Consider the following 26,273-nt stretch of genomic DNA (forward strand, 5'->3'; position numbering starts at 1 on the left):
ACATTAGAAGTCCCAAACGAATCCGGGTTGCCCCAAAGTGGTGAACATCACGCGTGAGCGGCTGGCCTTGCAACTCCAGCGCTGGATGCTTCGATCAATCTTCTCCACGGGTTCAAACAAACCGTCTGGTGTGAACACCACCGCACATGGAGTCCCGGGCGCTCGAACGGACTCATAGCGAATCCATTGCACGCCCACATCACGAGCGGCTTTCGCCAGAGCATGACAAGCGCTGTAGTCAGACCCATGCGTCCATGACGGACGGTTCTGAACCCAGGGGTCCTCCGTTAAATCAATAGCCGAACCACGTACCAAGGCCGGGTAAAAGCCATATTCAGAGATCAACTCAGTGTCACGCAGCCCTACCGAATCAAGAATGAACCGGTTTCGCCAATAGGCCAGTTCAGCGCAAGCCCCCTCCACCGTGGCAGCGCCGTACCATTGCCCATTCTCTGTGGCAGGCCTGAATCGATGGGCGTGGTGCGGCGTATAGCGAAAAGGCGTCATCAAAAGGTAGTGCTTTTCCTCGGCATGCTCTGGAAGCGGTGGCTTGGTCCCCTCCAGCAATTGCTCAAGCAGTTCTTGCTCTGCGGGAGTGTCTACAAGGCGCATCGTAGGCACCAGGTACTGCGCCTCTACCCCACGCCAGGCGGTCATTTTTCGGAACGCACACGAATTGACGAGCCATTCAGGGCTCCATGCCGAAGTCATGTTGGGGCGCGCATTCCATCCAGATAGTTCAGCGTGTTCACAAGCCCAGAAGGGGTCTTCATCAGCTCGGTTGGGACACCACGAAGAGCATTGTTCCTGGTGCTCATCCATTTCCGTCGCGCTTCATCATTGGCCCCTACCAGGGAGTCAAGAGATCGGTAAACACGCACGAGCAGTAAAGCGAGCTGGCCTGCCTTGGAGGCAGGGTCAAGTTGCTTGTCGAGTTGGAAGATCCGACTGACGGTGGGTGCGCTTGCACCGATGATCAAGCCTACCTGTGCTTGAGTGAGTCCGAGAAGTTGACTTGCGCGCACAGTGGCCTTGGTCAGGACAACACCTGCTTCAGGGGGCGCAACGACTGCAGGGATCATCTCAAATCTCCTAAAAACATTTCTGTAGAAATATTTTATATGAAAAATGAAAATATTTCACAACCCCAGGACGCCATGCAACGTCTCTCCCCGAGTGCGCCTACAAATCTAGAGCCTGCTCTGTCAAAGCCTTGAATTATTCTTTCCTGATCAGGAAAGACAAGCGTCACCAGGGCCGAGCGCAGCAATGGCCCGAGTATGGCTCCCACCCCTTGAGGCCGTGCCGAGGAGCGCAGGGTAAGGGGCGGGCAAGAGCACTGAAAGATGCTCTTGCTTCAAAAACTAGCTTGCGGCAGTTGTTTGAACGTAGAGAGCGAAGCGAAAGAAGAGAGTTCTGCCGCGCCGCCCCTTAACCGAGCACCGCAGGGTGCCCGGAGCGCAGCGTAGGGACACGGACTTGGGGTCGCCTTTCTTTTGCCTACTTTTCTTTGGCGAAGCAAAGAACAAGTAGGTGCGCAGCCGGGCGCAATTCCCGGCCTCCGACCTAAAGAGAAAAGCAGAAGGTATTAGCACCCGCAGCGCGTCAATCGATCACCCACTACGCCAACAACCACCCCCTCAACCCACCCACTTCCGAGCATTCCGCCAAAGCTGCATCCAAGGACTCAAACCACTCTTATCCAGCGAAGTCCAGCTAGTCTGAATATTGCGGAACACCCGCTCCGGATGAGGCATCAAGGCCGTAAAACGACCATCCGCCGTAGTCACAGCAGTCAAGCCACCAGCACTGCCGTTGGGATTGAATGGGTAAGTTTCAGTCGCCACACCGTGGTTATCGACAAAGCGCATGGCGGCAATAACATTGCTCGCATCCCCCCGCGCACCAAAATTGGCATAACCTTCCCCATGCGCCACAGCGATGGGCAGCCGAGCACCAGCCAGATCTTTAAAGAACAGGCTAGGTGAATCCAGCACCTCCACCAGGGCCAGCCTGGCCTCAAAGCGCTCGCTGCGGTTGGTCGTAAACCGCGGCCAGGCCTGCGCGCCCGGAATGATGTCTGCCAATTCAGCAAACATCTGGCAGCCATTGCAAACACCCAAACCAAACGTATCTTGCCTGGCAAAGAAAGCTTGAAACTGATCAGCCAGCAGCGGGTTGAATGTGATGGAACGCGCCCAGCCTATACCGGCACCCAGGGTATCGCCATAGCTAAAGCCGCCACAAGCCACCATGCCTTTGAAATCAGCCAGCGAGGCGCGGCCCGTTTGCAGATCGGTCATGTGCACATCAACCGCTTCAAAGCCAGCTTCTGTGAAGGCGTAAGCCATCTCGACATGCGAATTAACCCCTTGCTCGCGCAAGATGGCAACGCGAGGGCGTGCTGTCACCACGAAACTCGCAGCCACAGGTGCAGGGAAAGTAGCGGGCAAGTGAACATGCAAGCCAGGATCATCCGCGACGCCTACAGATGCATGTTCAGAGTCAGCGCACTCAGGATTGTCTCGCTCACGAGCGATTTTCCAGCTCACGCTATCCCACACCTGATGCAGATCGTGCAGCGGCGCCGAGAAGATTTCTTTGGCGTCACGCCAGATAGAAAGCTCTCCCTTGCCCTTGTCGATGGATGAGGATGATGGCCGTGTCTTGCCAACGAAATGGCTGTGTTTGGAGAGGCCATGCGCACGCAGCTTCTGCATGACGGCATCGCGTTCAGCGGTGCGCACCTGCAGCACCACGCCCAATTCCTCTGCAAACAAGGCCTTCAGAGTCAGTTCTTCACGCCGTGCACCAACCTGACCAGCCCAGTTCTTGGCATCACCGTATTCCGCCTTGCTGTCACTGATGCCATCACCTTCAGTAACCAACAGATCAACGTTCAGCGCCACACCCACATGGCCAGCGAAGGCCATTTCTGCCACGCTGGCAAGCAAGCCGCCATCACTACGATCATGGTAGGCGAGGATTTTTCCTTCTGCGCGCAACTCATTGACGGCGGAAACAAGCGCCACCAGGTCTTGTGGATCTTCCAGATCAGGCACACCATCAGCCAGCGGACAACCAGACTGATTCACGGTTTGCGCCAGAACACTGCCCGCCAAACGATGCCGGCCCTTACCCAGATCGACCAGAATCAGTGTGGTGTCGTCCTCAGCTTCCAACTGCGGCGTGAGGGTGCCACGCACATCGCCCAGAGTCGCAAAGGCGCTGATGATCAGGCTCACAGGCGAAGTGACTTTCTTGGCTGCGCCGCCCTCGTCCTTCCACTGCGTGCGCATGGATAAGGAATCTTTCCCCACCGGAATGGCCACACCAAGCGCTGGGCACAACTCCATCCCCACAGCTTTTACCGTGGCGTAGAGCGCTGCATCTTCCCCGGGCTCGCCACATGCGGCCATCCAGTTGGCCGAGAGCTTGACCTTGGGCAACTCTATAGGTGCTGCCAGCAAATTGGTAATAGCTTCAGCCACGGCCATGCGGCCGCTGGCAGGCGCATCCATCGCCGCCAGAGGCGTACGCTCGCCCATGCTCATGGCTTCACCGGCAAAGCCTGCATAGTCAGCCAGAGTGACCGCGCAATCAGCCACCGGCACCTGCCATGGGCCCACCATCTGGTCGCGATGCGTCAGCCCGCCAACGGTACGGTCTCCGATGGTGATCAAAAAGCGCTTGCTGGCCACCGTGGGGTGGCTAAGCACTTTGATAACCGCGTCTTGCAGCGTGAGACCATCGAGTTTGAGCGGAGCGAACTCGCGTTCCACGGTCTTCACATCGCGGTGCATTTTGGGTGGCTTGCCCAGCAAGACATCCATGGGCATATCTACAGGCTGCCCCTCACCAGCAGGTGCCGCATGCGGCAAACTGGCCAAATCCACGTCGCCCACCACCAACTGGCGCTCTTCAGTAGCCACACCCACTACGGCAAACGGGCAACGCTCCCGGGCGCAAAGCTGCTCAAACAGCGGCAGCGACTCAGGTGCAATGGCCAGAACATAGCGTTCCTGGCTCTCGTTGGACCAGATTTCCTTGGGCGCCAAACCGCTTTCTTCCAGCGGGACTGACCTAAGATCAAAGCTCGCGCCTCGGCCCGCGTCGTTGGTGAGTTCCGGGAAGGCATTGGACAAGCCCCCTGCTCCCACGTCGTGAATGGCCAACACCGGGTTGGCATCACCCAGCGCCTGGCATTGGGTAATGACCTCCTGGGCACGCCGCTCGATCTCCGGATTGCCGCGCTGAACGGAATCAAAATCAAGATGCGCCGCATTGGTGCCGCTAGCCAGCGAGCTTGCTGCGCCGCCGCCCATACCGATACGCATGCCCGGGCCGCCCAACTGAATCAGCAGGCTGCCAGCCGGAAACTCAATCTTGTGAGTGAGACGCGCATCAATGCTGCCCAGCCCACCGGCGATCATGATCGGCTTGTGATAGCCGCGCTGCACGCCTGCCACCTCCAACTCATATTCCCGGAAGTAGCCCGCCAGATTGGGGCGACCAAATTCATTATTGAATGCCGCACCACCCAGGGGGCCTTCAGTCATGATCTGCAAGGGGCTTGCCATGTGCTCGGGCTTGCCAAGTGGGCTATCCCACAATTTACTGACTGTGAAGCCCGTAAGACCGGCTTTAGGGCGGGCACCACGGCCAGTGGCCCCTTCATCACGGATTTCACCGCCGGCGCCGGTACTGGCGCCGGGAAACGGGCTAATGGCCGTGGGGTGGTTATGGGTTTCCACCTTCATCAGCACATGGCGCAGTTCAGTTTGCTTGTGGTAGCTGGCTGAGCCGGATGCAAGCGGTTGTGGTTGGAAGACCTCGCTCACATTGCCTTCCATCACCGCTGAGTTGTCGCTGTAAGCCACGATGGTGTGCTTTGGCGCAAGGGCGTGGGTGTTGCGGATCATGCCGAACAGGCTGCGCTCCTGCCCTACGCCGTCAATGGTGAATTCGGCATTGAAGATCTTGTGCCGGCAGTGCTCGCTATTGGCCTGCGCGAACATCATCAACTCCACATCAGTGGGGTTGCGGCCCAGGTTGGTGAATGCAGCCAGCAGGTAGTCGATCTCATCGGCCGCAAGCGCCAAACCCCAGTCAGCATTGGCTTTTTCCAGAGCAGCCTTGCCGCCGGCCAGCACATCCACGTGCGCCATGGGTTGCGGCTGCAATGCCGTGAACAAAGCCTTGGCTTCCTGGCGGGAGGCCAGCACGGTCTCGGTCATGCGGTCGTGCAAAAGCGCGGCCACCGCTGAAAGTTCAGCTTCTGTCAGCGCCCCACCCGCTACGCTGACCCTGTATTCGACCAAACGCTCCACTCTATGCAGTGAAATCCCGCAGTTGCGCGCGATGTCAGTGGCTTTGCTGGCCCAGGGAGATACCGTTCCCAGGCGGGGTGCAACGATAACGGCCACGCCGGAAGCTTGGCCTGCAGCCGCTGGTTCGCCATAGCGCAACAAGGCTTCCAGCCGCTGCTCATCTGCCTCCGAAGGGCTGGAATCGAATGAAACCAGGTGCACAAATCGGGCGGAAAGAGACTGAATTCGCTCATTGACCGCCTGGAGGCGAGGCAACAGTTGGCGAATGCGGAAATCGCTGAGTGCGTTGCCGCCCTCAAAAAAATTGATCTGCTGGGTCACGGTGCGGGAAGCCGACGGTGGCAAGACGATGTGAATTGGCAGCGCCCACCGCTGACTGGGGTGAACGCTGAGAATCCGTGATTTTATCCGCCGTGCACACTGCATTGTGGTGCGTCTGCCCATAACCTTGCACGGGGCCCTGCGCATTCGGCGCCACGATGGGATAATTTTGGCTATGACAATCACCATCAAAGATGAAGCCGGCATCGCAGCCATGCGCATAGCCTGCCGCCTGGCGTCTGAAGTGCTGGACGCAATCACCCCGCACATCGTCCCCGGCATCACGACCCTCGAGATCGACCGCCTGGCCTCAGCCCACATGGCCACCCAGGGCACTAAATCCGCCACCATCGGCTACCAGCCCCCTGGCTACCCGCCCTTCCCCGCCCACCTTTGCACCTCAGTGAACCATGTGGTGTGCCACGGCATCCCCATCGACAAGCCCCTCAAAAAGGGCGATATCGTCAATGTGGATGTCACGGTAATCACCCCTAAGGGCTGGTTTGGCGATACCAGCCGCATGTTCCTGATTGGCGACTGCTCCATTGCCGCCAAGCGCCTGTGCTCAATCACCTACGATTCGATGTGGCTCGGCATTGAGCAGGTTAAGCCCGGCGCCCGCTTGGGAGATATTGGCCATGCCATCCAGAAGTTCGTGGAAGGCCACGGTTTATCAGTCGTGCGCGAATTCTGCGGCCACGGAATCGGCCAGAAATTCCATGAAGACCCGCAAATTCTTCACTACGGCAAGCCTGGCACGGGCGAAGAGCTGGTTCCCGGCATGATTTTCACCATAGAACCCATGGTGAACATTGGGCGCCGCGACATCCGGGAAATGAATGATGGCTGGACCATCGTCACCAAAGATCGTTCACTCTCTGCTCAGTGGGAACATACGGTCTTGGTCACCCCCACTGGCTATGAGGTACTCACGCTTTCAGCCGGTAGCCCGGCGACACCTGAGTTCGTTGCGGCACCTGCAACCGTCGCAGCCTGAACCGCTAGCCCCACATGAGCAGTACCCCCTCTACCCCGCCGATCCAAGCGCAGCGCGAAAGCTACCGCCAGAAAAAAGCCGCTTTGCTGGCCGACATGCGCGCTGCCGGCTCAAACACCAGGGGTGTACGCGCGGCACTGTCTGGCGTGTCCAAATGGGCAGACGAGGTGTTGAGGGGGTTATGGCAGGCAGCCGGCTTTGACAAGCGTTTCACACTCGCGGCCGTGGGCGGTTATGGCAGAGGCGAGCTGTTCCCCTACTCAGATATAGATGTTCTGCTGTTGCTTCCGCCGGAGGCGGCCCTAGCCACTGATGAGCTGCTTCGCCAGCGCATAGAACAGTTCATAGGAAGCTGCTGGGATGCCGGCCTGGAAATCGGCTCCAGCGTTCGCACCATCGAAGAATGCCTTTCCTTGGCCGAGCACGATGTCACTGTGCAAACCGCATTGCTGGAGGGGCGCCTGATCGTTGGTAATCGTGAGCTTTTCAAGGAATTTCAGGAGCGCTTTTCCGCGCAGCTCGATCCCCTAGCCTTCTACACCGCCAAGCGGCTGGAGATGCGCCAGCGCCATGCCAAGTACGAAGACACGCCCTACGCGCTGGAACCCAATTGCAAAGAGTCGCCCGGTGGCCTGCGAGATCTGCAAATCATTCTCTGGGCAGCGCGCGCTGCCGGCATTGGCGGCAAATGGGAAGACCTGGCCCGCGCTGGCCTGGCCACACCCCATGAATTGCGCCAACTGCGGCACAACGAAGCGGTGCTATCCCTCATCCGCGCACGCCTGCACCTGATCGCCGGGCGCCGTGAAGACCGGCTGGTTTTCGATTTGCAAACCTCCGTGGCTGAATCCTTCGGGTTTGCCAACAGTTTTTCAGAAGACGGACGCATCGTCACGCGCGCCAGTGAAGTGCTGATGCGGCGCTACTACTGGGCAGCCAAAGCTGTAACCCAGCTCAATCAAATCCTGCTGCAAGGGATTGAAGAATATTTGCGCAGAGCCCAGGGCGAGCCATTGCCTGAACTGCTGCCCATCAATGAGCGCTTCTTCGACAAGGCCGGCATGATAGAAGTGGCCAGCGACGATCTCTACGAGAACGATCCGCACGCCATTTTGGAAACCTTCCTCCTTTACGCCCAGACCCCCGGCGCCAAGGGCTTATCTATGCGAACGCTGCGCGCGCTCTACAACGCACGCACGCTGATGAACCATGCATTCCGCACGGACCCCGTCAACCGCGCCACGTTTCTTTCCATCATGAAACAACCGCAAGGCATTACGCATGCCATGCGCTTGATGAACCAGACCTCCGTGCTGGGCCGCTACCTCTGGATATTCCGGCGCATCGTAGGGCAGATGCAGCACGACCTGTTCCATGTCTATACGGTAGATCAGCACATCTTGATGGTCTTGCGCAATGTGCGGCGGTTTTTCATGGCAGAGCATGCCCATGAATACCCGTTCTGCTCACAATTGGCTGCGGGCTGGGACAAGCCCTGGGTGCTCTTCCTGGCCGCCCTGTTCCATGACATAGCCAAAGGCCGTGGGGGAGATCACTCTGAGCTGGGTGCCCAGGAAGTGCTTCGTTTTTGCCAACAACACGGCATTGAATCCCAAGACACCAAACTGATTGAATTCCTGGTGCGCGAGCACCTTGCCATGAGCCAGATCGCGCAGAAAGCTGATTTGAGCGACCCGGACGTCATCGCCAGCTTTGCAGCCCGCGTGGGCAACGAGCGCTACCTGACTGCACTCTACCTGCTCACCGTGGCAGATATTCGTGGCACCAGCCCCAAGGTATGGAACGCCTGGAAGAGCAAGCTGCTGGAAGACTTGTACAAGCTCACCGTTCGCGCACTCGGTGGCCGCGCACCTGATGCAGATGCCGTCATCGAATCCCGCAAGCGCGAGGCACTGGTTCAGCTGGCCCTGGCTTCCGAGCCGCATGAAGCGCACAAAGCGCTCTGGGACACGCTGGATGTCAGCTATTTCATGCGCCATGATGCGGGCGAAATTGCCTGGCACGCCAAGCAGCTTTCCCGCCACGTGCCACGCGGCGCAGAACCCCCCCAGCCCGGCAAAACCATAGTGCGCGCCCGCGTTTCACCTATTGGTGAAGGCTTGCAAGTATTGGTTTATGCCAATGATCGACCAGACCTGTTTGCACGCATCTGTGGTTACTTTGAGCGGGCAGGCTTTTCCATTCTGGATGCCAAGATCCACACCACGCGAGATGGCCACGCGCTAGACACCTTTCAGGTCGTCAGCGCGATGATCCCCAACCACTACCGTGAGTTCGTCAACCTGGTGGAAGCCGAACTGCCCCTGGCCATCAAGAGCGAGGCCGCCCTGCCCGCCCCGCGCCTGGGAAGAGTGTCCCGCCGGGTGAAGAGTTTTCCCATTACCCCGCGCATTGATCTGCGGCCAGATGAAAAAGCCCAGCGCTGGCTGCTCAGCGTGTCTGCCAGCGACCGCGCCGGCCTGCTCTATGGTGTGGCGCACGTGCTGGGCGCCCATGAGATCAGCGTAGAGCTGGCCAAAATTACGACCCTGGGCGAACGTGTGGAAGACACCTTCTTGCTGCAGGGCACCCAATTGCAGCACAACAAAACGCAGTTGGAAATCGAGCAAGAGTTGCTTGACGTGCTGGCGGCCAATTAAAGTCATAAAGTCCATTGAACCGCGGAGACGGTCGATGCCTTGCTCCGCAGCGCTGGAAGGCGCGACAAATCGGCGCGATGGCGGTCATCGTCGATGCGAAGGACCAGCACGCTGAGCGTTTTTATAGGCATTTCAACTTCCTGCCTTTCAAGACAACACCGCTGCGCATGTATCTGCCCATGGGTCAGATCGCGCAGTTGTTTTCTGCACCCAACACACACGTTTAATAAGCGGCCGGGCGCTACGCTGCCCACGCTGGGACGGCCGGATCGATGCCAGCTTGCGCAAGGGCGCAAGACCCGTGGCCGCGGCGGTAGCCACACAAACTGAGCTTTAGCGCAGTGGCTGCTGCTACTTTCACAAAGACCGTTATGTTAAAGCGCGAAGCGATTTACCCCGCAGACCCTGCCAGGGTGGGGCGGGCTCGATGCCCGGATCGGCCTGTCTTTGATGCGCTGCGCGCAGCGCCTAGCTTTGAATCCTATGCAAGCGCAACCCACTCTGAAACATCCTGAATAACTTGCTGCATCCACAACCAAAAATCAGGAAACTCCTGGACAACATCAAATCCAGAATCTGTCCAACCTTGTATTTGCAGCACCCCATTTGCGATTCTATTTTCATCGAAAGACACACACGCCAAGTCGTCATTGTCTTGTCGCCTAGCAAACACAAACAGTCGCTTCGTGGTTACATCGGGCCATCGCTCTGTGGCCCAAAAGCATTGCTCAGCCGGCATGTAATGCCATGGTTGCAATTGCGTAAACGGTTCAAAGCCGACCAAGTCACGGTCAATTAGCCACTGGTAACCCACCGGCATAGTCAAGTCATTTTCCATTCTCATAACTCCTACTTTTTTGGTGCAGGCAATTTTGGTGGAGTTGGCGTTCCATCGGCAGGAAGTGGCGGTCTTTGATTTTCCGCTCGATACGCAGCAGCTTTACCACACGTCGTAGCGCTTTCAAATCTACCTGCCATACTCGTCGGTCGAAGATCCGTAGGCAGATGCAAAGTTACAGGGATCGATGTGATACCTTGTTCAAGCGCAACGGCATCCCGCGTATGGTCAACCGCCTTGGTGTACAGCGAAGCGCCGGCCTTCACTCCTTCAGATACAACAGGTTTTAGTGAAAAACCTAATCACTAATATCACCAAATATTTCAACCCTGCACCAATCAGGAAAATATCCTTCTAAGATAAAAAATCATCAATATAAACCAAACCCAGCAACTCAAGCGATCTCATACATTCATCTGCATTATCGCCTCCAAAGAACGGACCCAGAGATATTAAATCATTAGATTCATCGAGATATTTTTCAAAATCAAACTCCTTCATAATTGAATTCAAATTTATTGACTTTTTCTCCACGGCATCCTTTCTAAGGACAATTCCGAAATCTTTCGATACATTCATTGAAAACCTCTTTTACCGTGCCTGAGGCAGCGTTGTACCATCCGGGACATGAATTTTTACGTTATAGATTGCGTGCTTGAAGATGGTTGAAGGATTACATAATTACTTATCGAATTTCCCTTTCTTAGCATCGTATCCGGCACTGCGAAATAGATGCGAACGGTGCCAATCGCTCCAGGTGGATAAGATGCTCCGGCTTCCGTAACATAAAGTTGAGGCGTTCCGTTTCGCGGTATCGCTACTGGAATGGCGGTTTCTTGATTTTGTACCCACAGAGAAGCCTCCCCTGGGGAGACCCAACGCGACACGGTTGTATAACCTTCTGGCAATGGGCCGTCCGCAGCTCCAATGCCCCGTGGATAGACTACGTAGGTGTTCGGTGGCGGGATTAGGTCAATTTTGTTCGCGGCCATCCGCCCTACAGTCGCCGCGGCCGTCCCGCCCGCAACCGTTCCAGACCCCAAGGCCTCGCCGGCAAGTATGTCGGCGACTGCCATACCTGCCCTGTTGGCACACAACACTATGTTGGCCACGCAGGTTTCCACCGCTACACCTGCCGCCGCTGCGGCTCGTCCTACTCCTGCGGCAATCGCTGGGGCGCTAGCTGCCCCGCCCACCAACGTGCCCACTCACAATGCCGAATTGATGGCAACCTGATCGCACTTTGCTGGATTGGTCTGACACACTCTGCCCCAGTTTTCGTCAAAAAACCCGACTAAATCAGCGTCGAATTTATTCAAAATCTGGAAACTCCAACAACAAAACATCAACCTCACTTTCTGATGGCCAATGACCATTTTTTTCATTAAAGTGACTCACGAATTCTAGCGGCGGGCTAATTCGCAGCTTTCGGACATAATAAGCCATTGTGTCTTGCCAAGCCCATTTCCCATCTGTCTTTATTGAGAGAGTTCCTGCTATTTCGGATGGGCAGATTTTTGATTTTTCCAATCCGGGTGATGCAACCCATATCGGGCAATTTTCCAGATATGCAGAAATTTTTTGCGCCTCAACTGGAGAAAGAATATTCCGAGGCTCATTCAGTATGGATGGAAATTTACCATGGCAGTGCTCTCTCCATAACCCAAAAAAATGTGATTTATTCATTTTTACTAATTTGTCTTTCCAGGATAAAAAATCTTCCATACCCCTGAATTAGTATATTGATTTGGTCCAATCACGGCTTTTCCGTTTGGAAAAACAAATAGTGTATCAGTCGGCGCCATGACCGGGACGCCCATCTTATTTGCCAGATTTTGAGCAAATCCAGTATCACAAGCACCAGTTTGACAAGAAGCTAGCCGGATAGCGTCACCGTTATAGTCAGGCTGTTTCTTAATATAAGCTGATAGTGATCGCTGATCAATTAACTGCCAACCATCGTCGACGCGAACGGCGACAGTATCCGGGGCTCCGTGTATGACCACATCATAGTAACCATCTTGAGGCTTCAACCACTTTGCTGCCTTCACGGTAGCATCATCATTACCAAGTTTTGTGCCAAGAAAAACTGCTTCACCGTTGCCCGCCCCAGTATTTGTGGTCTGACCTTCTGTTGCGGTACGTTCAGGAGCACCTGCGGCCGTGTTGGCCTTGACTTCTTCAGCTGTCTTGACTCTCGTTGCCCCCCCCGCAGGCTTACGCTGGCCCAATGCAGCCGCTCCACCTGTGAAAAGAATGTCCAGCCCGTCCTGCGTTGATCCTGCATTCAGGCCTGAATAGACATTTCTCTCTCCCGCTGTCAGACCACCTTTGTTTTGCTCAATCTCGCCCAGGTCGGTCTTGATGATGCTACCCGCCTGCCTCATTTGAACTTCATTCTGGGCTTTGATGCCCTTGAGTTCGGCCGCCACTTTGGGATCCGTGGCGTTCGCTATCTGTTTGTCCAGTTCTATGCCATAGAGGTGCAATTCATAGAGATCTCTACTTGCCTGCGCGACGTTGGCCCGGCATGTCGCTGCATCACCCCCAATGCAGTTCGACACCATCTCTTCCTGGCGTTGCTGGCTTCTTTGATCAAGCGCATCTCTTGTCTTGCACCCTGCATCGTCCCCTCCCCGGCATGCAGCGTCCGCCCGGTAACGTTGAATTTGCTCCGTATGCCGCAGGTAGTTGTTCTGTGTAGCTGTAGTCGTCACATTGGCCCCAGCCGCACCTCCCGTGATAGCCCCCACCACTGTGGAGCCCAGCAGCATGTAGTCGCTTCTCTGGCGGTCAATTTCCTTCTTAGTTTCAGGACTGGCGCCTTCTGGATACGGGAACTTCGCCTCCGCTTGCTGCTGCAGGTAGGGAGTCAGCGTTTGGTTTGCCGCCGCGCTCACCATTCCAGGTACGTTGCCCAGCATGGCACCAGCTGCCCCGTGCAGAACAACTTTGCCTACACCTCCCTCGCTCCAGGCATCCATCTCCTGCCGCGCCGACTGCATGCCTGCCGTGTCACCCATAGCTTTAGCCCGCTCATAGTCCACTGCGGCTTGACTGAAGCGGCTCTCAGCGATGTCTCCTACGATGTTGTACAGCGCAGGGCCAGCCACTCGGATAGCCATAGCGGTATCAGCCTGGCTCTGCAACGTGCGCCCCAGATCGGGCAGTGGATCCAGAGCCTTCTTGTTCCGCTCAGCTTCCACATCCCGGTTCAGGCTGGCGATCTGCTGGTCGTTTTCTTTCTGGGTGCCCTGCGTGAGATTGATGTTGCCTGCTGCGATGGCACTGCGCGTGCTGCTGTGATCATTACTGCTATCAAACTGCGGAATGTCTGGCAGCGCATTCAAGCCATTGCCCAGGTTACCGCTGGCATTGGCATTGCTGCTATAGCTGGCTGTCAGCCCAAAGGTGCTGCTGTTGAACTGACTGTGGTTAGCTATGTCTTCTGTTACGAGCCGGCCAGTGGTTAGGCTGTTCTTGTCTGCCCCGGCCAAGCTATCGATCAGCCCACCCTTCAGGTGCGTAGTGCCCGCTACTTCTACATCGAAACCACCTTTACCCGCTGCGATGCCACTTTGCTCGGTAACGCCAGCATAGTTACCGCTGGCGTTGCCACTGCTCAGACCAATGCCTCCGCGAGTTCCTTCATAGCTACCCGAGCCTGAACCGCCGTAGCCAAAACTGACACTGTTGGAGCTTTGCTGAGCACTGGCCACAGCCGTGTCCTGCAGGCTTTCAATGGTGAGGTTACCCCCTACTTTGCCGGTGACCGTTTCGCCTTCAATGCGTGCACCTCTCAAGCTGGTGTCGCCTGTGCTGGTGAAGCTCACGCCTTGCTGAGCCCGAATGTGGGTGTTAGCTTGTTGGGTGCTTTGACCTTCAGCTTGGCCCTTACTGCTGCTGGCACTGGCATCAAAGCTCCAGCCGCCGTTGTAGGTCACGCCGGCTGTCCAGCCACTGCTTTGATTGCTACTGCTGTTGCTCGCTTGGGTTTGCTGCGCGCCCAGATCGATGGTGTGGGCACTCAGGCTCACTTCCTTGCCTTGCACCGTGGCCGCGCGCGAGACGATGCTGCCGCTTTCGCTATCTGCTTGCAGCGTAACCTTGCCCCCACCGGTGATGGTGGAGTTTTGCACGGTCTCACTGTGCGCTGCGAAGCTGCTTTCGCTTCGGCTTGATTCCACGCCCAGGCGGATGCCGCCCGTAAAACCCTGCTGATCGCCTGATCCAGACACACCATCTGCTCCGGGTTTGAACTTTTGGCTCATGTCGTACAGGCCTCGCCCAGCAGCCACGGCCCGCAGCGTGCCCGCCCTGTCACTGTCGGTTTGGACAGCAGCATCTGCGTTTTGCATGACACTGGCCCCTTGGCTGATGATGCCGCCTGCGCCCATGCCCAGGGTGATGGCACTCTGGCTGGACTTGAACTGTTGCGCCTGGCTTGTACTGTCTACATCCGCCAGTATTTGGATGTCTTTGGCTTTGATGGTGACATCGCCAGCAGCCAGTACATCGCTGCTTTTCTGGGTATAAGTTCCCCCAGCATTGATGCTGACGTTGCCAGCGAGCGAGCCGACGATGGCGCGCTCTGTGACGGTAGCCGTGCTTTGCGCTTGGCCTTCCATCCTTTGGTTGCCCACCGCAAGATTTCCACCGGAGCCGAAGAATCCGCTGCGTTGATCTTTATAAGCACTGTTTGCGGTGTGGAGGTTCTGCTCGCCCGTAATGGTGATGTCACGCTTGGCGACGATGGCCAGGTCTTCCGTGCTGCTGACGCTGGATGCACTGACCTTCACATCTCGGCCAGCATCGATGAGTACGGTGTTACCTCCTACCGCACTGCCAGTGACCTGCTTGCTGGCGGTAGTGCTGTTCGATTCCCCCTTGACCGATGAGAGTGCCCAGCCGCCTTTGGATGCACCTTCAACCGCATGGCTGTGCTCCGTGCGCACTGCTTCGATAGAGATGTCTTTATCTGCAATGAGGCTGGCTTGCCCCTTGGTGGCATCCACCGTGCTGCCTGCCACCCGGATGTCGTCTTTGGCAATGATTGCAACGTTGTTGCCAGCCCGGATCTCGCTTGCGGTGACGGTTTGGGCTTTCGTATCTGTGTGCAGGAAGCGTTTGTTTCCTACGCTTTGCACGTCTATGCGCTGGTCAGTCACCGCAGCCAGAATATCCACGCTCTGGCCTTCCAGCCGCACATTGCCATCGCTGCTGGCAATCTGGCTTCCGGTAACGGTGAGTTTGTCTACGGCTTTGATTTCAACCGCTTTGCCGCCTTCGAAGCTGCTGCCCAGGGCTGTGGTTTCACTTTGCTTCCAGTAGGTTTCTCGGCCCTTGTAGCCTACGGTGCCGGGTTGAACATCAACGGCCCGGGTTTCAAGCACGGCGCCAATATCGATGTTGCGGCCGGCGCTGGCCACCAAGATGTCTCCTGCCCTCACTCTTGCACCCTGGGCAATAAGATCTTGCCCGGCCTCAAGGCTGATTTTGTCTCCGGCCAGTGTGGCTACGCGGGTGCCGAGGGTGGCCGTGGCGGTGGCCGAGCCTTGGGTGTAGGTAAGGTTCTGCGTGACAGTACGCAACTCAATGTTGCGGCCCGCCTGCAAGGCGATCACGGAAGGTTTGCTCTCCTGGCCCAGGCCGGTGATGCGGCCACCCAAGTTCAGGATGTCTTGCTCGGCCTTGATCCCAATCTGGTTGCCAGCCACGGTACCGCTGTTGGTAACGTTCCGGCCTTCGATGCTCACAGTGCCGGCCGTGCCGGTGCTGCCGCCATGGGCATAGAGTGTGCCGCTATTGACTACGTTCTGCCCCGGGGCGCGAATGATGACATCGCTGCCAGCCACCAGACTGCCTTGGGGCGTTAAGTCTCCGGATTGGGGCCGTCGCAGATATACCTTGGGCACCAATACTTCTGTGGTGCTTCCATCTGCCAAGGTGACGGTGTCTTTGACCAGCAACACCACATCGCTGGTGAGCTGCTGCATCTGCGCTTCGCTCAGCTCTGCACCCGGGGTGAGCTGGTACTGTTCGGCTACGCTCACGCCCGCATCCATGAGGGCTTTGAACTGGCTTTGGCTGTCACCATAACCGCCGATGAAGCGCCTGCCGGTGAGGCCCATGATCTGATCATCTATCAGCTGCGCTTCAGCAAAACCATCGCCGTAGCGCTTGAGCAGGCGGCTGCCATCCAGGTTCAACCGGTCGAAGTAGTAGTCAGAGCTGACGAAATTCTGCCGATCCGTGAAGGCTGGATCGGTTTCCACGAGGTAAGGGGCGTTGGGCTCCCCTTTCACGTTGAACATCGCGCTGCCAGGCACTTGCAGCTGGCCGTCGTACACAGCGGTGGTGTAGCCGTCACCGCGGATGGGCAGGGGCGGCACACTGGGGTTGAGCGCGCCGGATGGCGGCACTGCGATAGGAGGCAGTGGGCGAGCAGCAGCGCTTTGGCTGAACTGCATCTTCACCGCATCAATGGCTTTAGACTGGCCGGCGCGCACGCCGTCAGCTATAACGCTGCCTCGCAGGGGCTGGTCTGCCGCTGGCCCTGTCTGCACGCCAGCGAGCGACACATTAGGGCCTTGCGGCCCAGCGCCCGCATTAACGGAAACCGTGCTCCCTGTTCCACCACCGCTGACCGCTCCGGAGGTGCCTGGCGCGGACACACCAGCAACGGAAGGGGCATTCACCCCTTGGCCGGCCTGTGAGTTGTCTGACACCCCGCTGCCTGTGCTGGCGTTACCGGAAGGGCCGCTGCCGGCCGCCGTACCTGAAGAGCTGACTGGCAGTGGCTTCGGACGTGTACCGCCCACCACGCCAGATACAGCGTAGCCTTCCGTAACAGCGCCCGCACCAGCACTCTGGTTCTCAGGGGCACCGTTGTTAGCAGGCGGAGTGACAGGCCGCACATCCAGATTGAATTCGCTTGAAGTGGCGATGCTGGGCAGCGGCAGGGCTGCATCATTACGACGGCAAACGCTGGTACCGAAGGCACCGCAGTGTTCCTGGCGGCTTAAATAGACATTGCCAAGATCGACGGTGGTGCTCTGCCCTGTGCTGGCCTGGTTGATAAGGGCACCATCGCTGACAAACTGCCCGCCTGCAATGATCCAGCTGTCTTTGTTGACACCGCCGCCATTGAAGTTGACCGCACCACCTGCCACGATTTGGCCGGGCTTGCTGGCAATGACGACGTCCTTGGTGACCTCCTGGCTGGTGACGGTGGTCACGAAATAATCTTCAAACCTGCGCGAAACCAGATCAGCGTTGAAGGCATCGAGCTCGGTTTGTAGTTGAGCCAACTGGGCCGTGCGGCGCCTGTTCACCTCAGCGTCGTAGATGTCTTTGGTGGTCCAGTACGCTGCGCACACGCCCATTCCGCTGCGCTCTCCGTCTGAACCCAGGCAGGTTCCGTTCGCGCCCGGGCCGGTAAGCGGCATGGTGGGCGCAGTGAGGTCGCTGAAATCTGGCGCGGCTACATTAAAGGTGGCCCAAACAGCATGGTTGTCTGCGTAGTACGGCGTTCTGGTGTCATCGCAGTCCAAGCAGGGAACTACATAGGTGGGCTTGTACGGCTCAGCACCGTAACGATCGAATGGATAATTCTGGCTGGGTACTACAACAGCCTGTGGATCACCCCAGTAAACGAAGCGGATATCTTCCTGGGCATAGCGTGTACCAGGGCTGGTGGAAGGTGCGTAGAAGACCTTGTTCAGTGCGGTGGTACTGCTCTGCTGCTCTGTTTGGAGGCCAGCGTTTTCATTGGTGACCTGGCCGCTGACGGTGATGTTGCCCCAAGCGTTGACTTTGCCGCCCACATTACGCAGCGAGCCGTTCACGTTGAGGTGGTTCAAGCTCAACAACAAGGCATCGGGCTCGTTGTTCACCGCGCCAGTCAGGGTGAGATCGCCGCTGCGCGAGGCAATGACGGAGGTAGATTCGTTATTGATCTCCCCAGCCGTGATGCTGACACTACCGCCGTAGATGCGCCCGCCGACCTGGTTATTCACGGTGGCCGCCTCAATGGTAGTGGCGCCGCTGCTGGCGTTGATCAACCCGGCGTTGTTAACGGTGCCGGTAACGCCGATGCTTGTGCTGGCGGCAATGATGGAGGCGCCAGCCTGGTTATCCAGGTTGGCAGCCCGCAAATCCAAATGATTGGTGGCGCTTACTGTTCCCTGGTTGGTGTAGTTGCCCGTGGTCTCGATGTTCAGGTTGCCGTTGGTGGCCACCGTACCGGTGTTGGTGTAATCCCCCTGGGTGCGGAGCGTGAGGCCCGCGCCGCCTGCTACTACGCCATCGGCGCTGAAATCAGGCGCTTCGAGGCTGAGCATCTTGGTGGCGTCGATGCGGCCACCTGTGTTCACGAGGCGAGCGGTATTCACACTGACGTTGTCGCCAGCGATTTTTCCATTGCGGTTGTCCAGTTCAGTGGAAGCGCGAATGTCTACATCGCCCAAAGCCACAATGGCACCGCCCGCATTGTTGATGCTGGTGGCATTGGCATTCAACTTGCCGCCTGCGAGCAGGCCGTAAGCGTAGCTGCCGTCATGGGTGCCGCTGTTGTCTATGCTGGTTGCGGTCACGCTCAAGTCACCGGCGGCATAGATGGCGCTGGTGCCGGTGTTGCTCAACTGAGCCGCGTTCACGGAAAGGTTGCCGGCGCTGGTAATGCTGCCGGAGGTGTTGTCCAGCGTACCGCCTGTGCTTATGGCGCCACCTGCCAGGCCAAGCAATGTGCCTAAGCGGTTGTCGATACCGCTGCTGGCATCAATGCCAAGTTGACCATTGGCACCCACATAGCCGCCGGCATTGTTCAAGGTGCCGGTAGTGATCTGTATGCCACCTTCGCTGACGATGCCTCGCGTGGTGCCGCTGGCGGTGTTGGTAAGCACCCCGTCACCGGTGTCGATGCGAATGCCGCCAATGCCGGACTCAATCACGCCACTGGTGTTGTTCACGGATCCCGCGGCCAGATTGACGCTGTTCAGACCACTGATCACGCTGCCTTGGTTCTGGATGCCGCCTTGGCCTTGTATGGAAACGTCGCGCCCGGCGATCAAGCCGCTGCGGTTGTCCAGAGTGCCGCCCTGTAGGGTGATAGCCAGTTGATTGGTGGCAGACAGCGTGCCGCTGCTGCCGTTTTGGATGCTCCCCGCGCTGATGCTCAGATCGGTGGCCGACTGGAGGGTGTTACCGGTGTTGTCTAAGGTGCCAGCCGTAATGTGCACAGCGCCTGACTCGCTGCCCATGGTGGCGCCGGCCGCGTGGTCGAGCGTACCGCTGGCTATGGCACTCAGGCTTTCACGGCCAATGATGCTGCCGTTGCGGTTGCGTATGTCCCAACCGGCGACGCTCAAGGCTGCCAAAGATTGGATTGAACCATCCGAGTTCACCAGGTTTCCCGTGCCGGCATCCACGCTCAGGCTCTGCTGAGTGGAGATCTGGCCGCCCTGGTTATCGATACCTTGCCCGGCAGAAACGGTGCTGGAACCTGCACCGTAAGCTTGCAGTTGGCCGCCCGAGCTGTTGTTTAACTGGCCGGAGAGGCGAATATCCAAGGTTTCATTGGCGGCAATGGTGGTGCCGCGGTTGTCCAGGGAGCCACCGCTGATGCCAATGTTGGTAGCGGCTGCCAGCGTGCCTCCACGGTTATCTATGTGTTGGCCCGCCACGCTGACGCTGCTCTCGGCGCTGTAGATGGTGCCGGAGCGGTTGTCCAGGGTGCCGCTGCCAGCATCCACAGTGGCGACACCATTGGCGGCGAGCGTGCCCGCCGTGTTGCGTACGCCCTGCCCTCTGGCTATGAGTTCTCCTGCTGCAGTGAGTGAGCCGCCTTCATTGTTCAATTCACCTGTGCGGGCGACGACGCTGAGGTTGCGGGCGCTTAGGCTCTGACCAGCCACGTCAATGCTGTCAGCGCTCAGGGCCAGATCTCGGCCAGCTTGGTATTGGAAATTGGCTTGGCCCAGCGTAAGCAGGCCGCTAACGCTGACGTCGATGTCACGCGCTGCTTGCAAGGAGGCACCGCCGGAGACCACGTTTTGCGTGCCGCCCACGCGCAAGTCTTGCCCGGCTGCGATGGTGCTTCCACCAAAATCCAGGGCCTGCGCGGCCACGAGAGCAGCGTCACGCGTGGCGCTGATTTCGATCTGATGCGCATCGATGTTCTGCCCTGTGATGCGAGCATCTCGGCCCGTGGCTACCTGGGCCTGCCGGAGTTTGAGATCTGTGCCCTGTACCCTGACATCACCAGTGGCAAGCAATTGGCCAGCGTTGAGATCTACAGCGCCGGTGGAACGGACCTCCAGTACACCGCCGCTTTCCAAGCGGGCGCGCGGCGCCGTGAGGCTTTGCACGACCAGCGTTTGGCTACCGCCGCTTTGCAAGATGGCATCGGCCATGCGGGTGCTTCCACCCTGCACGTCAAGGGTGCCCACTGCGGAGAGTTGGGCCTGGTCAAGTTGAACCGCACCGGAACCAGCTTGTAGGTTAAGCACCCCGCCGCTGGATAATTGGCTACCCGCTCCGTCGAAGCTGCTAACGACGAGCGAAGCACCGTCTTGCGCGGAGAGCTTGCCTTGCGTGAAGCTCATGGCGGCGGCTTGCAGTTGGAGCTCGCCACCGGAGTGAATCTGGCCCCCGGTGCTGGTGAGATCGCCGGCAGAATGAACGCTCAAATCCCCACCGGCCTGGAGCGAGCCAGCGGTATTGTCGATACCGCCTGAATTGGCCGTGACGTCAGCACGCTCATTGGCTGCGATCTGGCCTCCCGCGTTGTTGATACTGGAGCCTTGCACACTGGCGGTGCCAATCGCAAGCAGCCTGCCGGAGGCGTTGTCCACCGCCCCAACGGCGGTCACGCTCAGGTTGTTGCCAGCCACGATGTCATTGGCGCTGTTGCTGATGCGCCCACTGGCATTCAGGGTGATATCCGTGGCTGCTGCAATAACGCTGGAACTGCCGCCTGGGTTCGCACTGCCTGGGTTCAAAATGTTGCCGGCCTGCACGTTGAGCGCGCCTTGCACGCTGCGCAGGGTGCCGCCGGTGTTGTCGAGCTGGGTCGCAAGAGGGTCTGCACTGCCCTGGCGTGCAGCGATCGTCAGATCACCATTGGAAGCCACGGTGCCTTGGCGGTTGTCCAAGCCCTGGCTTTCCAGTGCCATGGCTCCGGCTGCGAGCAAGCTGCCCTGCTGGTTGTTCAGCGCGCCGGTACCGGCGATAGCCTGCAGATCTCCCGCTGATTCAATGCGGCCGGCTTGGTTGTTCAGGCCTTGCCCACGCAGAACCAGAGAGGCTGTTCCGGGTGTGCCTGCACTGCTGGCAATAAGGGTGCCGTCCTGGTTGTTCAAAAGACCTGTGCCCGCATCCAAGGCCACCTGCTCCCCCGCCACAAGCCCGTTGGAAATATCAATGCCGTTAGCGGCCTGCATACCCACGTTTTCACCGGCCACCCATTTCGCCCCGGAAGCACGAATGGCGCCTTGGCTGGCGGAAACATTCAGGCTCTTCTGCGCCTGCCATTGACTGCCATCGGCTTGCAGTGAACTGGTCTGTGCATCAATGGCCCCACCCGCTGACAGGCCGGCCTGCGAGAGATTGGTCTGGCCAGCGATCAGGCGTACATCACCTGCCGCCTGAAGGGTGGCGCCTTGCAAATCGGCCTCACCTTGGCCCACATCCAGCACTGCATCGCCTAACTTGGCGCCCATGACCAAGTCGTTCGCGCGCACGGAAGACCCATGCACTTCCACGGCCTGACCGGAAGCCACGGTAGCCTTCGCAAGCAGCAGATCACCAGCGACAAGATCAACACGGCCGCCTTGGCTGAGCACGCGGGCGCGATCAGCAGTGAATGCGGCACCGCCGGTGTCAATACGCACGTCTCCTGTGGATGCAAGCATGCCGTCAGTGCTGTCAATTGCACCACCTTGCAATGTGAGCGATTGCTCGGCGACGATCTGGCCGGCACGGTTGTTCAGGGACGTCGTGGCCAAGGAAAGTGCACCTTGGGTCTGGATCGAACCTGCGCTGTTGTCAAACTGGGTGAAGCTGCCTGCTTCCGAGGTGATAGACAGGCTGGTCTGCCCACTGAGGCGACCTCGACGGTTGTTCAAGGTGTCGCCGCTGAGAGCGATATTCAAAGCACCGGTTGCATCAATGCGGCCACCCTCGTTATTGAGCGTGCTGCCTTGCAGGCTGGCATCGGTGCCAGCCACCACAGTGGCCCCTGCGGTGGATACCGCGCCCTGGGTTTGAATGCCTATGGCTTTCTCAGAAGCTATAACAGTGCCGCCAAGAAGAACATCCTGGCTGGCCTTCAATTCAATGTCACCCACCGCCAACACACCACTGGTGGGCTGCCCGGTAGCATTGAGTGGGGCCTGCAAGTTAATGCTTCGCGCCTGCACGGTCACGCCACCAGCGTCGCTTTGTACCGTGGCGCCCTGAGCAACGAAGTCGCCCGCGCTCGACACCATGCGAACATCATCTACAGCGCTGATTTTGGCCTCGCTGGCGCGAATACCGCTCTGGCCAGAGAGATTCATTTGCCCACCAGCGACGACCCGGGCGCGATCGAGATCCAGCAGGCCTTCTGCTGCCGTAGCTTGCAATGAGCCACCTGCAGACAAACGAGCGACCGAAGCGGTCAATGAGGCCGCATTAATGCTCAGTTCTTTCGCAGTCTGAACAGTGGCGTCTTTCAGGCCCATCTGGCCGACAGCCTCGAGTTCGGTATTTTTTCCGACCAGCAGTTGGGCGCCATTCATTGCCAGGTTCCCCGCTGAGCGGATCACCAGTTGGCCGTCAGTCGTAGCGCGCAGGCTGTTGGCAGTTACCTCGCCACCCTGGATACGAATTTCGCTGGATTGAGGCCCCTGGGCCGCTACCAGGGCGTTGTCGAGGTTCAGCTTGCGATCTGCATGCAACGAAACCGATTCATTGGAGACGATGTTGGCGCGCGTTGCATCGATATCTTTGGCACTGATGCTCAAGGCGTCTTCGGCTGCCCATTGGCTGCCCTGCGCAAGCAACGTACCGTTGGCCTGCACGTCTGCGGCGCCGCCGCTGATGACGCGTGCGCCGTTCAGATTCATCTGGTCCGCACGCACGGTGAGACCGGTGCCGCCGGCAATGGTGGCCCCAGATGCAGTCAATTCACCAGCACGGATGTCAGCCTCTTTCTCTGCCAGCAGAACGCCTTGGCTGATGTCCAAGCGTTGGCCCTTGGTGTCTATGGTCAGATTGCCGCCGGTCTGCAAGCGGCCGCCACGGTTGTCGATGGCCTGGCCGATGAGGGTCAGGTCCGATTTGGTCGACATGGAGCCGCCCTGATTGAGCACCTGGGCATTGGTGAGTGCGAGATCGCCAATGACTTCGACGCTACCACCGCGGTTGTCGAACGCTGCACCCCGCGCATCAATCCACGCACCGCCTGCGCTGGCTATGGAGCCGCTCTGGTTGTTTACGCCACGGGCCTGGATGGACAATGCGTCCGCCTGCGCACCGGTTGCAACGATCTGGCCGCCAACGTTACTGAGTTCACCCTCCCCGGCATCAAGCGACACCTGTGAGCCGACGACCTTGGCGCCATCGGTGGTGATGCCGTTGCCGCTGGCAGCCAATTGACCACCGGCCAATAGCGCTCCGCCGCTGATGTCCAACGGGCCGCGCATGGCTACGGTGGAGTTCCCTGCAGCAGACCAAGTTCCACCGGTCAAGCTCTGGCCCACAAGATTCAAATTGGCGCCGGCTGTGGCAGTGGTGCCCTGGGATTGAATGGTTTGCGCGCTCAGACCCAGGTTGCTGCCGGCGCTCAAGGTAGCGCCATTCAGCGAGGCATCGCGGGCAATGTTCAGTGTCAGATCGGAACCTGCCCCTATGCGAGCTTGGCTGGCTTCGAGCGCGTCGGCATCTATTCGCAAACCTGCACCAGCGGCTACGGTGCCGCCAGCAGTATGGATGGTAGTTGCCCGTACGGTGGCGCCACTTACCGCACCAATCGAACCTGCAGTGTTGTCGAGTGCGCCTGTATCGAGCGCCAATGCGCCTCCAGCATGTATAGCGCCGCCTTGGTTGTTGAGGCCGCCACCCGAGGTTGCTATAGAAACGCCTCTGCCCGCGCCGATATTGCCTTGTTGGTTGTTAAGCTCGCCACCACCAGTCAGAACCGTAAGGGACCCGGCGGTACCCAGCGTACCGCCCTGGTTATCCAGAGGGCCACTCAAACTCAGATCGCTCTGTGTCACAAGGTAGCCACCACGGTTGCTCAGTTGGCCAACACCAGACAGAGTGACAGTCGCCGCCGAGATGGTGCCCTGGTTGTTGCTCAAAACGCCACCGCCAACGCTCAGGTTCAGATTCCCGTTGGATTGCAGAGCGCCACCGGTGTTGTCTATACCAATGCCGCTCACACTTAGCGTGCGCGTGCCAACCAACTGGCCGCCAACGTTGTCGAGCGGGCTGCCTGTACTGGCAACGCTGACCTGCTCACTGACCACCGTGGCCCCGCGCGTGCTCACGTGCTGGGCACTCAGGTGTGCCTCAGTACCCGCTTGCAGAAGCGCACTCTGTGCATCAATGTCTTTATTCCCGTTGATGAGCAAAGCACCAGATGAGCGAACACCGGTACCCACAAGGCGAACAGAATCGCCCGTGGCATTGACCCTGTTGTTAGATGAGATCTGGCTACCACTCAGGTCAAGCGTGCCAGATGCCTGCGCCGTCACCTCTCCCACCGCCTGAACGGTGCTGGAGGTGATGCTCACTTGGTTGCCACTCAGATGCAAGCTCTGGTTGGAGGACAAGGTTTGACCGGACAGCGCCACGGTATCTGCTTGAATCGACAGATCTTTCTCTGAGGAAATAGAGCTTGTTTTTCCATCCCCTTCACCCGTCACGGTTTGAGCCGAAATGCGCAGGCCGGCCGCGCTATAGATCTGCCCGCGGTTGGAGAGTCGCTCTACAGGGGAAAGAACGAGATCTTCAGTGGTGGAGGCCTGATGAATAACCCCACGGTTGTCGATAACAGGGGCATCCAGCCGAACACGTTGCGCGGCTTGTATGGTGCCTTCGTTACGTACCTCGCGCGCACTGGTGATCCTGACATCAGCCTCGGACACCACGTTGCCACGCACCTCCGCGTTGCCGCCGGCGGAAGCGAGTTGCACGCCCTGTTTACCGTAGGCATTGCCCACCCGCAAATCGCCATCGGCGCTCAGCGTGAGACTACCTTCGAGCGCCGCCAAGCGCCCACTGCTGTTAACGCCTACGCCTTTGTCAGTGGCAACCATGTAGACCTGATTGGCGTACATGCCCCCGACGTCCCGGATGTCAATCGCAAATTTAGGCGCTTGGCCGGTACCGGCCTGGTTGGTGATGGCCCTGACATCGCCATAAAGCACCCGGTTGGCCCCAGCAATGGCGTTGATCTTGTCCCCGGCTATGGCACCCTCTATCACCAAACCACGCGCCAGCAGGTCTAGCTGCTCCAGGCCGCGTGCATCAAGACCAGCAGGCCCAACGCCAATGGAGCCTCGCTCGACACTGAACCCGTGCACCGAGCCATCGGCGTTGAGTTGTGTGCTTCCCGTGGTGAGTACTGCCCGCCCGGCATTGAGGAAACCACAGCCATCGCACTGTATGCCGTTCGGGTTGGCCACAATGATGTCGGCACGCTGGCCGCCAACTTCTATCGTGCCACGCAAGGCACTTGGATTGGCGGAAGTGACTTCATTCAGAATGATCCGCGCTGGTTGCGTGACAGCGCCAAGCTGCGGATTGCCCGCGATCCACCCGCCCAGGACAGTGTTGGTGTTCTGCGCGCTATTGTTGAGAATCAGGCCGTTGCTGCCGACATTGAACTGCTCGTACTGATTGCGGCTGATACCTCCCGCGTTCGGCGGAGCAATGTGAACGATGCCAGTGCCGTTGCGCGCCTGATCGATGATGGGCTTGGCACCCACATCCGCCGTGGGCGAAGCAGCGAGCTGGGCATAGGCCGGTACGGCACTGAGTGCGGTTTGCACTGCGAACAGCAAGGTGAAGCCGCGAGCGAAGCGCTTTAGCCACGTTTGACGCGGTTTTTGTTCACGGGCGTGTTTCATAGACATTCTCTT

11 protein-coding genes are annotated in these 26,273 nt (G+C 58.4%); 4 read left to right on the plus strand and 7 right to left on the minus strand.

Annotated features, from left to right (window positions below):
• Nucleotides 1-3: 3 nt before the first annotated feature.
• From G518_RS0109070 to purL, 3 genes are all read right to left on the minus strand, one after another.
• Complete coding sequence (locus tag G518_RS0109070; RefSeq protein WP_028602267.1) at nucleotides 4-711, minus strand: RES family NAD+ phosphorylase; 708 nt, start codon at nucleotides 709-711, stop codon at nucleotides 4-6.
• Nucleotides 708-1,082, minus strand: coding sequence for an MbcA/ParS/Xre antitoxin family protein (locus G518_RS0109075; RefSeq protein ID WP_028602268.1), 375 nt, complete (start codon nucleotides 1,080-1,082; stop codon nucleotides 708-710). The genes G518_RS0109070 and G518_RS0109075 overlap by 4 nt, the downstream gene beginning before the upstream one ends.
• A 558-nt stretch (nucleotides 1,083-1,640) precedes the next feature.
• Nucleotides 1,641-5,651: a phosphoribosylformylglycinamidine synthase gene (gene purL / locus G518_RS0109080; RefSeq protein WP_028602269.1), complete on the minus strand. Its 4,011-nt coding sequence runs from the start codon at nucleotides 5,649-5,651 to the stop codon at nucleotides 1,641-1,643.
• 175 nt (nucleotides 5,652-5,826) lie between these two features.
• Here purL and map point away from each other — a divergent pair, with 175 nt between their 5' ends.
• From map to G518_RS39235, 3 genes are all read left to right on the plus strand, one after another.
• Nucleotides 5,827-6,648: a type I methionyl aminopeptidase gene (gene map / locus G518_RS0109085; protein WP_028602270.1), complete on the plus strand. Its 822-nt coding sequence runs from the start codon at nucleotides 5,827-5,829 to the stop codon at nucleotides 6,646-6,648.
• Nucleotides 6,649-6,662: 14 nt separating this feature from the next.
• Nucleotides 6,663-9,308 carry a [protein-PII] uridylyltransferase gene (locus tag G518_RS0109090; protein ID WP_036594084.1) on the plus strand — a complete coding sequence of 882 codons (2,646 nt, stop codon included), beginning with the start codon at nucleotides 6,663-6,665 and terminating at the stop codon, nucleotides 9,306-9,308.
• Between the two features lie 77 nt (nucleotides 9,309-9,385).
• Nucleotides 9,386-9,535: a hypothetical protein gene (locus G518_RS39235; RefSeq protein ID WP_169457913.1), complete on the plus strand. Its 150-nt coding sequence runs from the start codon at nucleotides 9,386-9,388 to the stop codon at nucleotides 9,533-9,535.
• A gap of 254 nt (nucleotides 9,536-9,789) precedes the next feature.
• On the opposite strand, the gene G518_RS0109100 is transcribed toward G518_RS39235, so the two are convergent.
• Both G518_RS0109100 and G518_RS39885 read right to left on the minus strand, forming a co-directional pair.
• Nucleotides 9,790-10,146 (minus strand): hypothetical protein, encoded by a 357-nt coding sequence (locus tag G518_RS0109100; protein ID WP_084651612.1) that lies wholly within the window; start codon nucleotides 10,144-10,146, stop codon nucleotides 9,790-9,792.
• 354 nt (nucleotides 10,147-10,500) lie between these two features.
• A complete protein-coding gene (locus G518_RS39885; RefSeq protein ID WP_156909324.1) occupies nucleotides 10,501-10,725 on the minus strand; it encodes a hypothetical protein in 225 nt (74 codons plus the stop codon).
• A gap of 480 nt (nucleotides 10,726-11,205) precedes the next feature.
• Between G518_RS39885 and G518_RS39890 the strand changes: the two genes are divergently transcribed.
• Nucleotides 11,206-11,382: a hypothetical protein gene (locus G518_RS39890; protein WP_156909325.1), complete on the plus strand. Its 177-nt coding sequence runs from the start codon at nucleotides 11,206-11,208 to the stop codon at nucleotides 11,380-11,382.
• A 75-nt stretch (nucleotides 11,383-11,457) separates the two neighbouring features.
• On the opposite strand, the gene G518_RS39895 is transcribed toward G518_RS39890, so the two are convergent.
• Nucleotides 11,458-11,832: a hypothetical protein gene (locus G518_RS39895; protein WP_211231689.1), complete on the minus strand. Its 375-nt coding sequence runs from the start codon at nucleotides 11,830-11,832 to the stop codon at nucleotides 11,458-11,460.
• Nucleotides 11,833-11,837: 5 nt separating this feature from the next.
• A complete protein-coding gene (locus tag G518_RS0109115; RefSeq protein WP_028602273.1) occupies nucleotides 11,838-26,261 on the minus strand; it encodes a two-partner secretion domain-containing protein in 14,424 nt (4,807 codons plus the stop codon).
• Nucleotides 26,262-26,273 lie beyond the last annotated feature (12 nt).

It is taken from the genome of Ottowia thiooxydans DSM 14619 (assembly GCF_000422885.1).
Lineage (GTDB): Bacteria > Pseudomonadota > Gammaproteobacteria > Burkholderiales > Burkholderiaceae_C > Ottowia > Ottowia thiooxydans.

Excerpts from the sequence above, each read along its gene's own strand:
- G518_RS0109070 (WP_028602267.1), bottom strand. The coding sequence starts at position 711 with ATGACTTCGGCATGGAGCCCTGAATGGCTCGTCAATTCGTGTGCGTTC.
- G518_RS39895 (WP_211231689.1), bottom strand. The coding sequence starts at position 11,832 with ATGAATAAATCACATTTTTTTGGGTTATGGAGAGAGCACTGCCATGGT.
- G518_RS39885 (WP_156909324.1), bottom strand. The coding sequence starts at position 10,725 with ATGAATGTATCGAAAGATTTCGGAATTGTCCTTAGAAAGGATGCCGTG.
- G518_RS39890 (WP_156909325.1), top strand. The coding sequence starts at position 11,206 with ATGTCGGCGACTGCCATACCTGCCCTGTTGGCACACAACACTATGTTG.
- G518_RS0109100 (WP_084651612.1), bottom strand. The coding sequence starts at position 10,146 with ATGGAAAATGACTTGACTATGCCGGTGGGTTACCAGTGGCTAATTGAC.
- G518_RS0109115 (WP_028602273.1), bottom strand. The coding sequence starts at position 26,261 with ATGAAACACGCCCGTGAACAAAAACCGCGTCAAACGTGGCTAAAGCGC.
- G518_RS0109075 (WP_028602268.1), bottom strand. The coding sequence starts at position 1,082 with ATGATCCCTGCAGTCGTTGCGCCCCCTGAAGCAGGTGTTGTCCTGACC.
- map (WP_028602270.1), top strand. The coding sequence starts at position 5,827 with ATGACAATCACCATCAAAGATGAAGCCGGCATCGCAGCCATGCGCATA.
- G518_RS39235 (WP_169457913.1), top strand. The coding sequence starts at position 9,386 with ATGGCGGTCATCGTCGATGCGAAGGACCAGCACGCTGAGCGTTTTTAT.
- G518_RS0109090 (WP_036594084.1), top strand. The coding sequence starts at position 6,663 with ATGAGCAGTACCCCCTCTACCCCGCCGATCCAAGCGCAGCGCGAAAGC.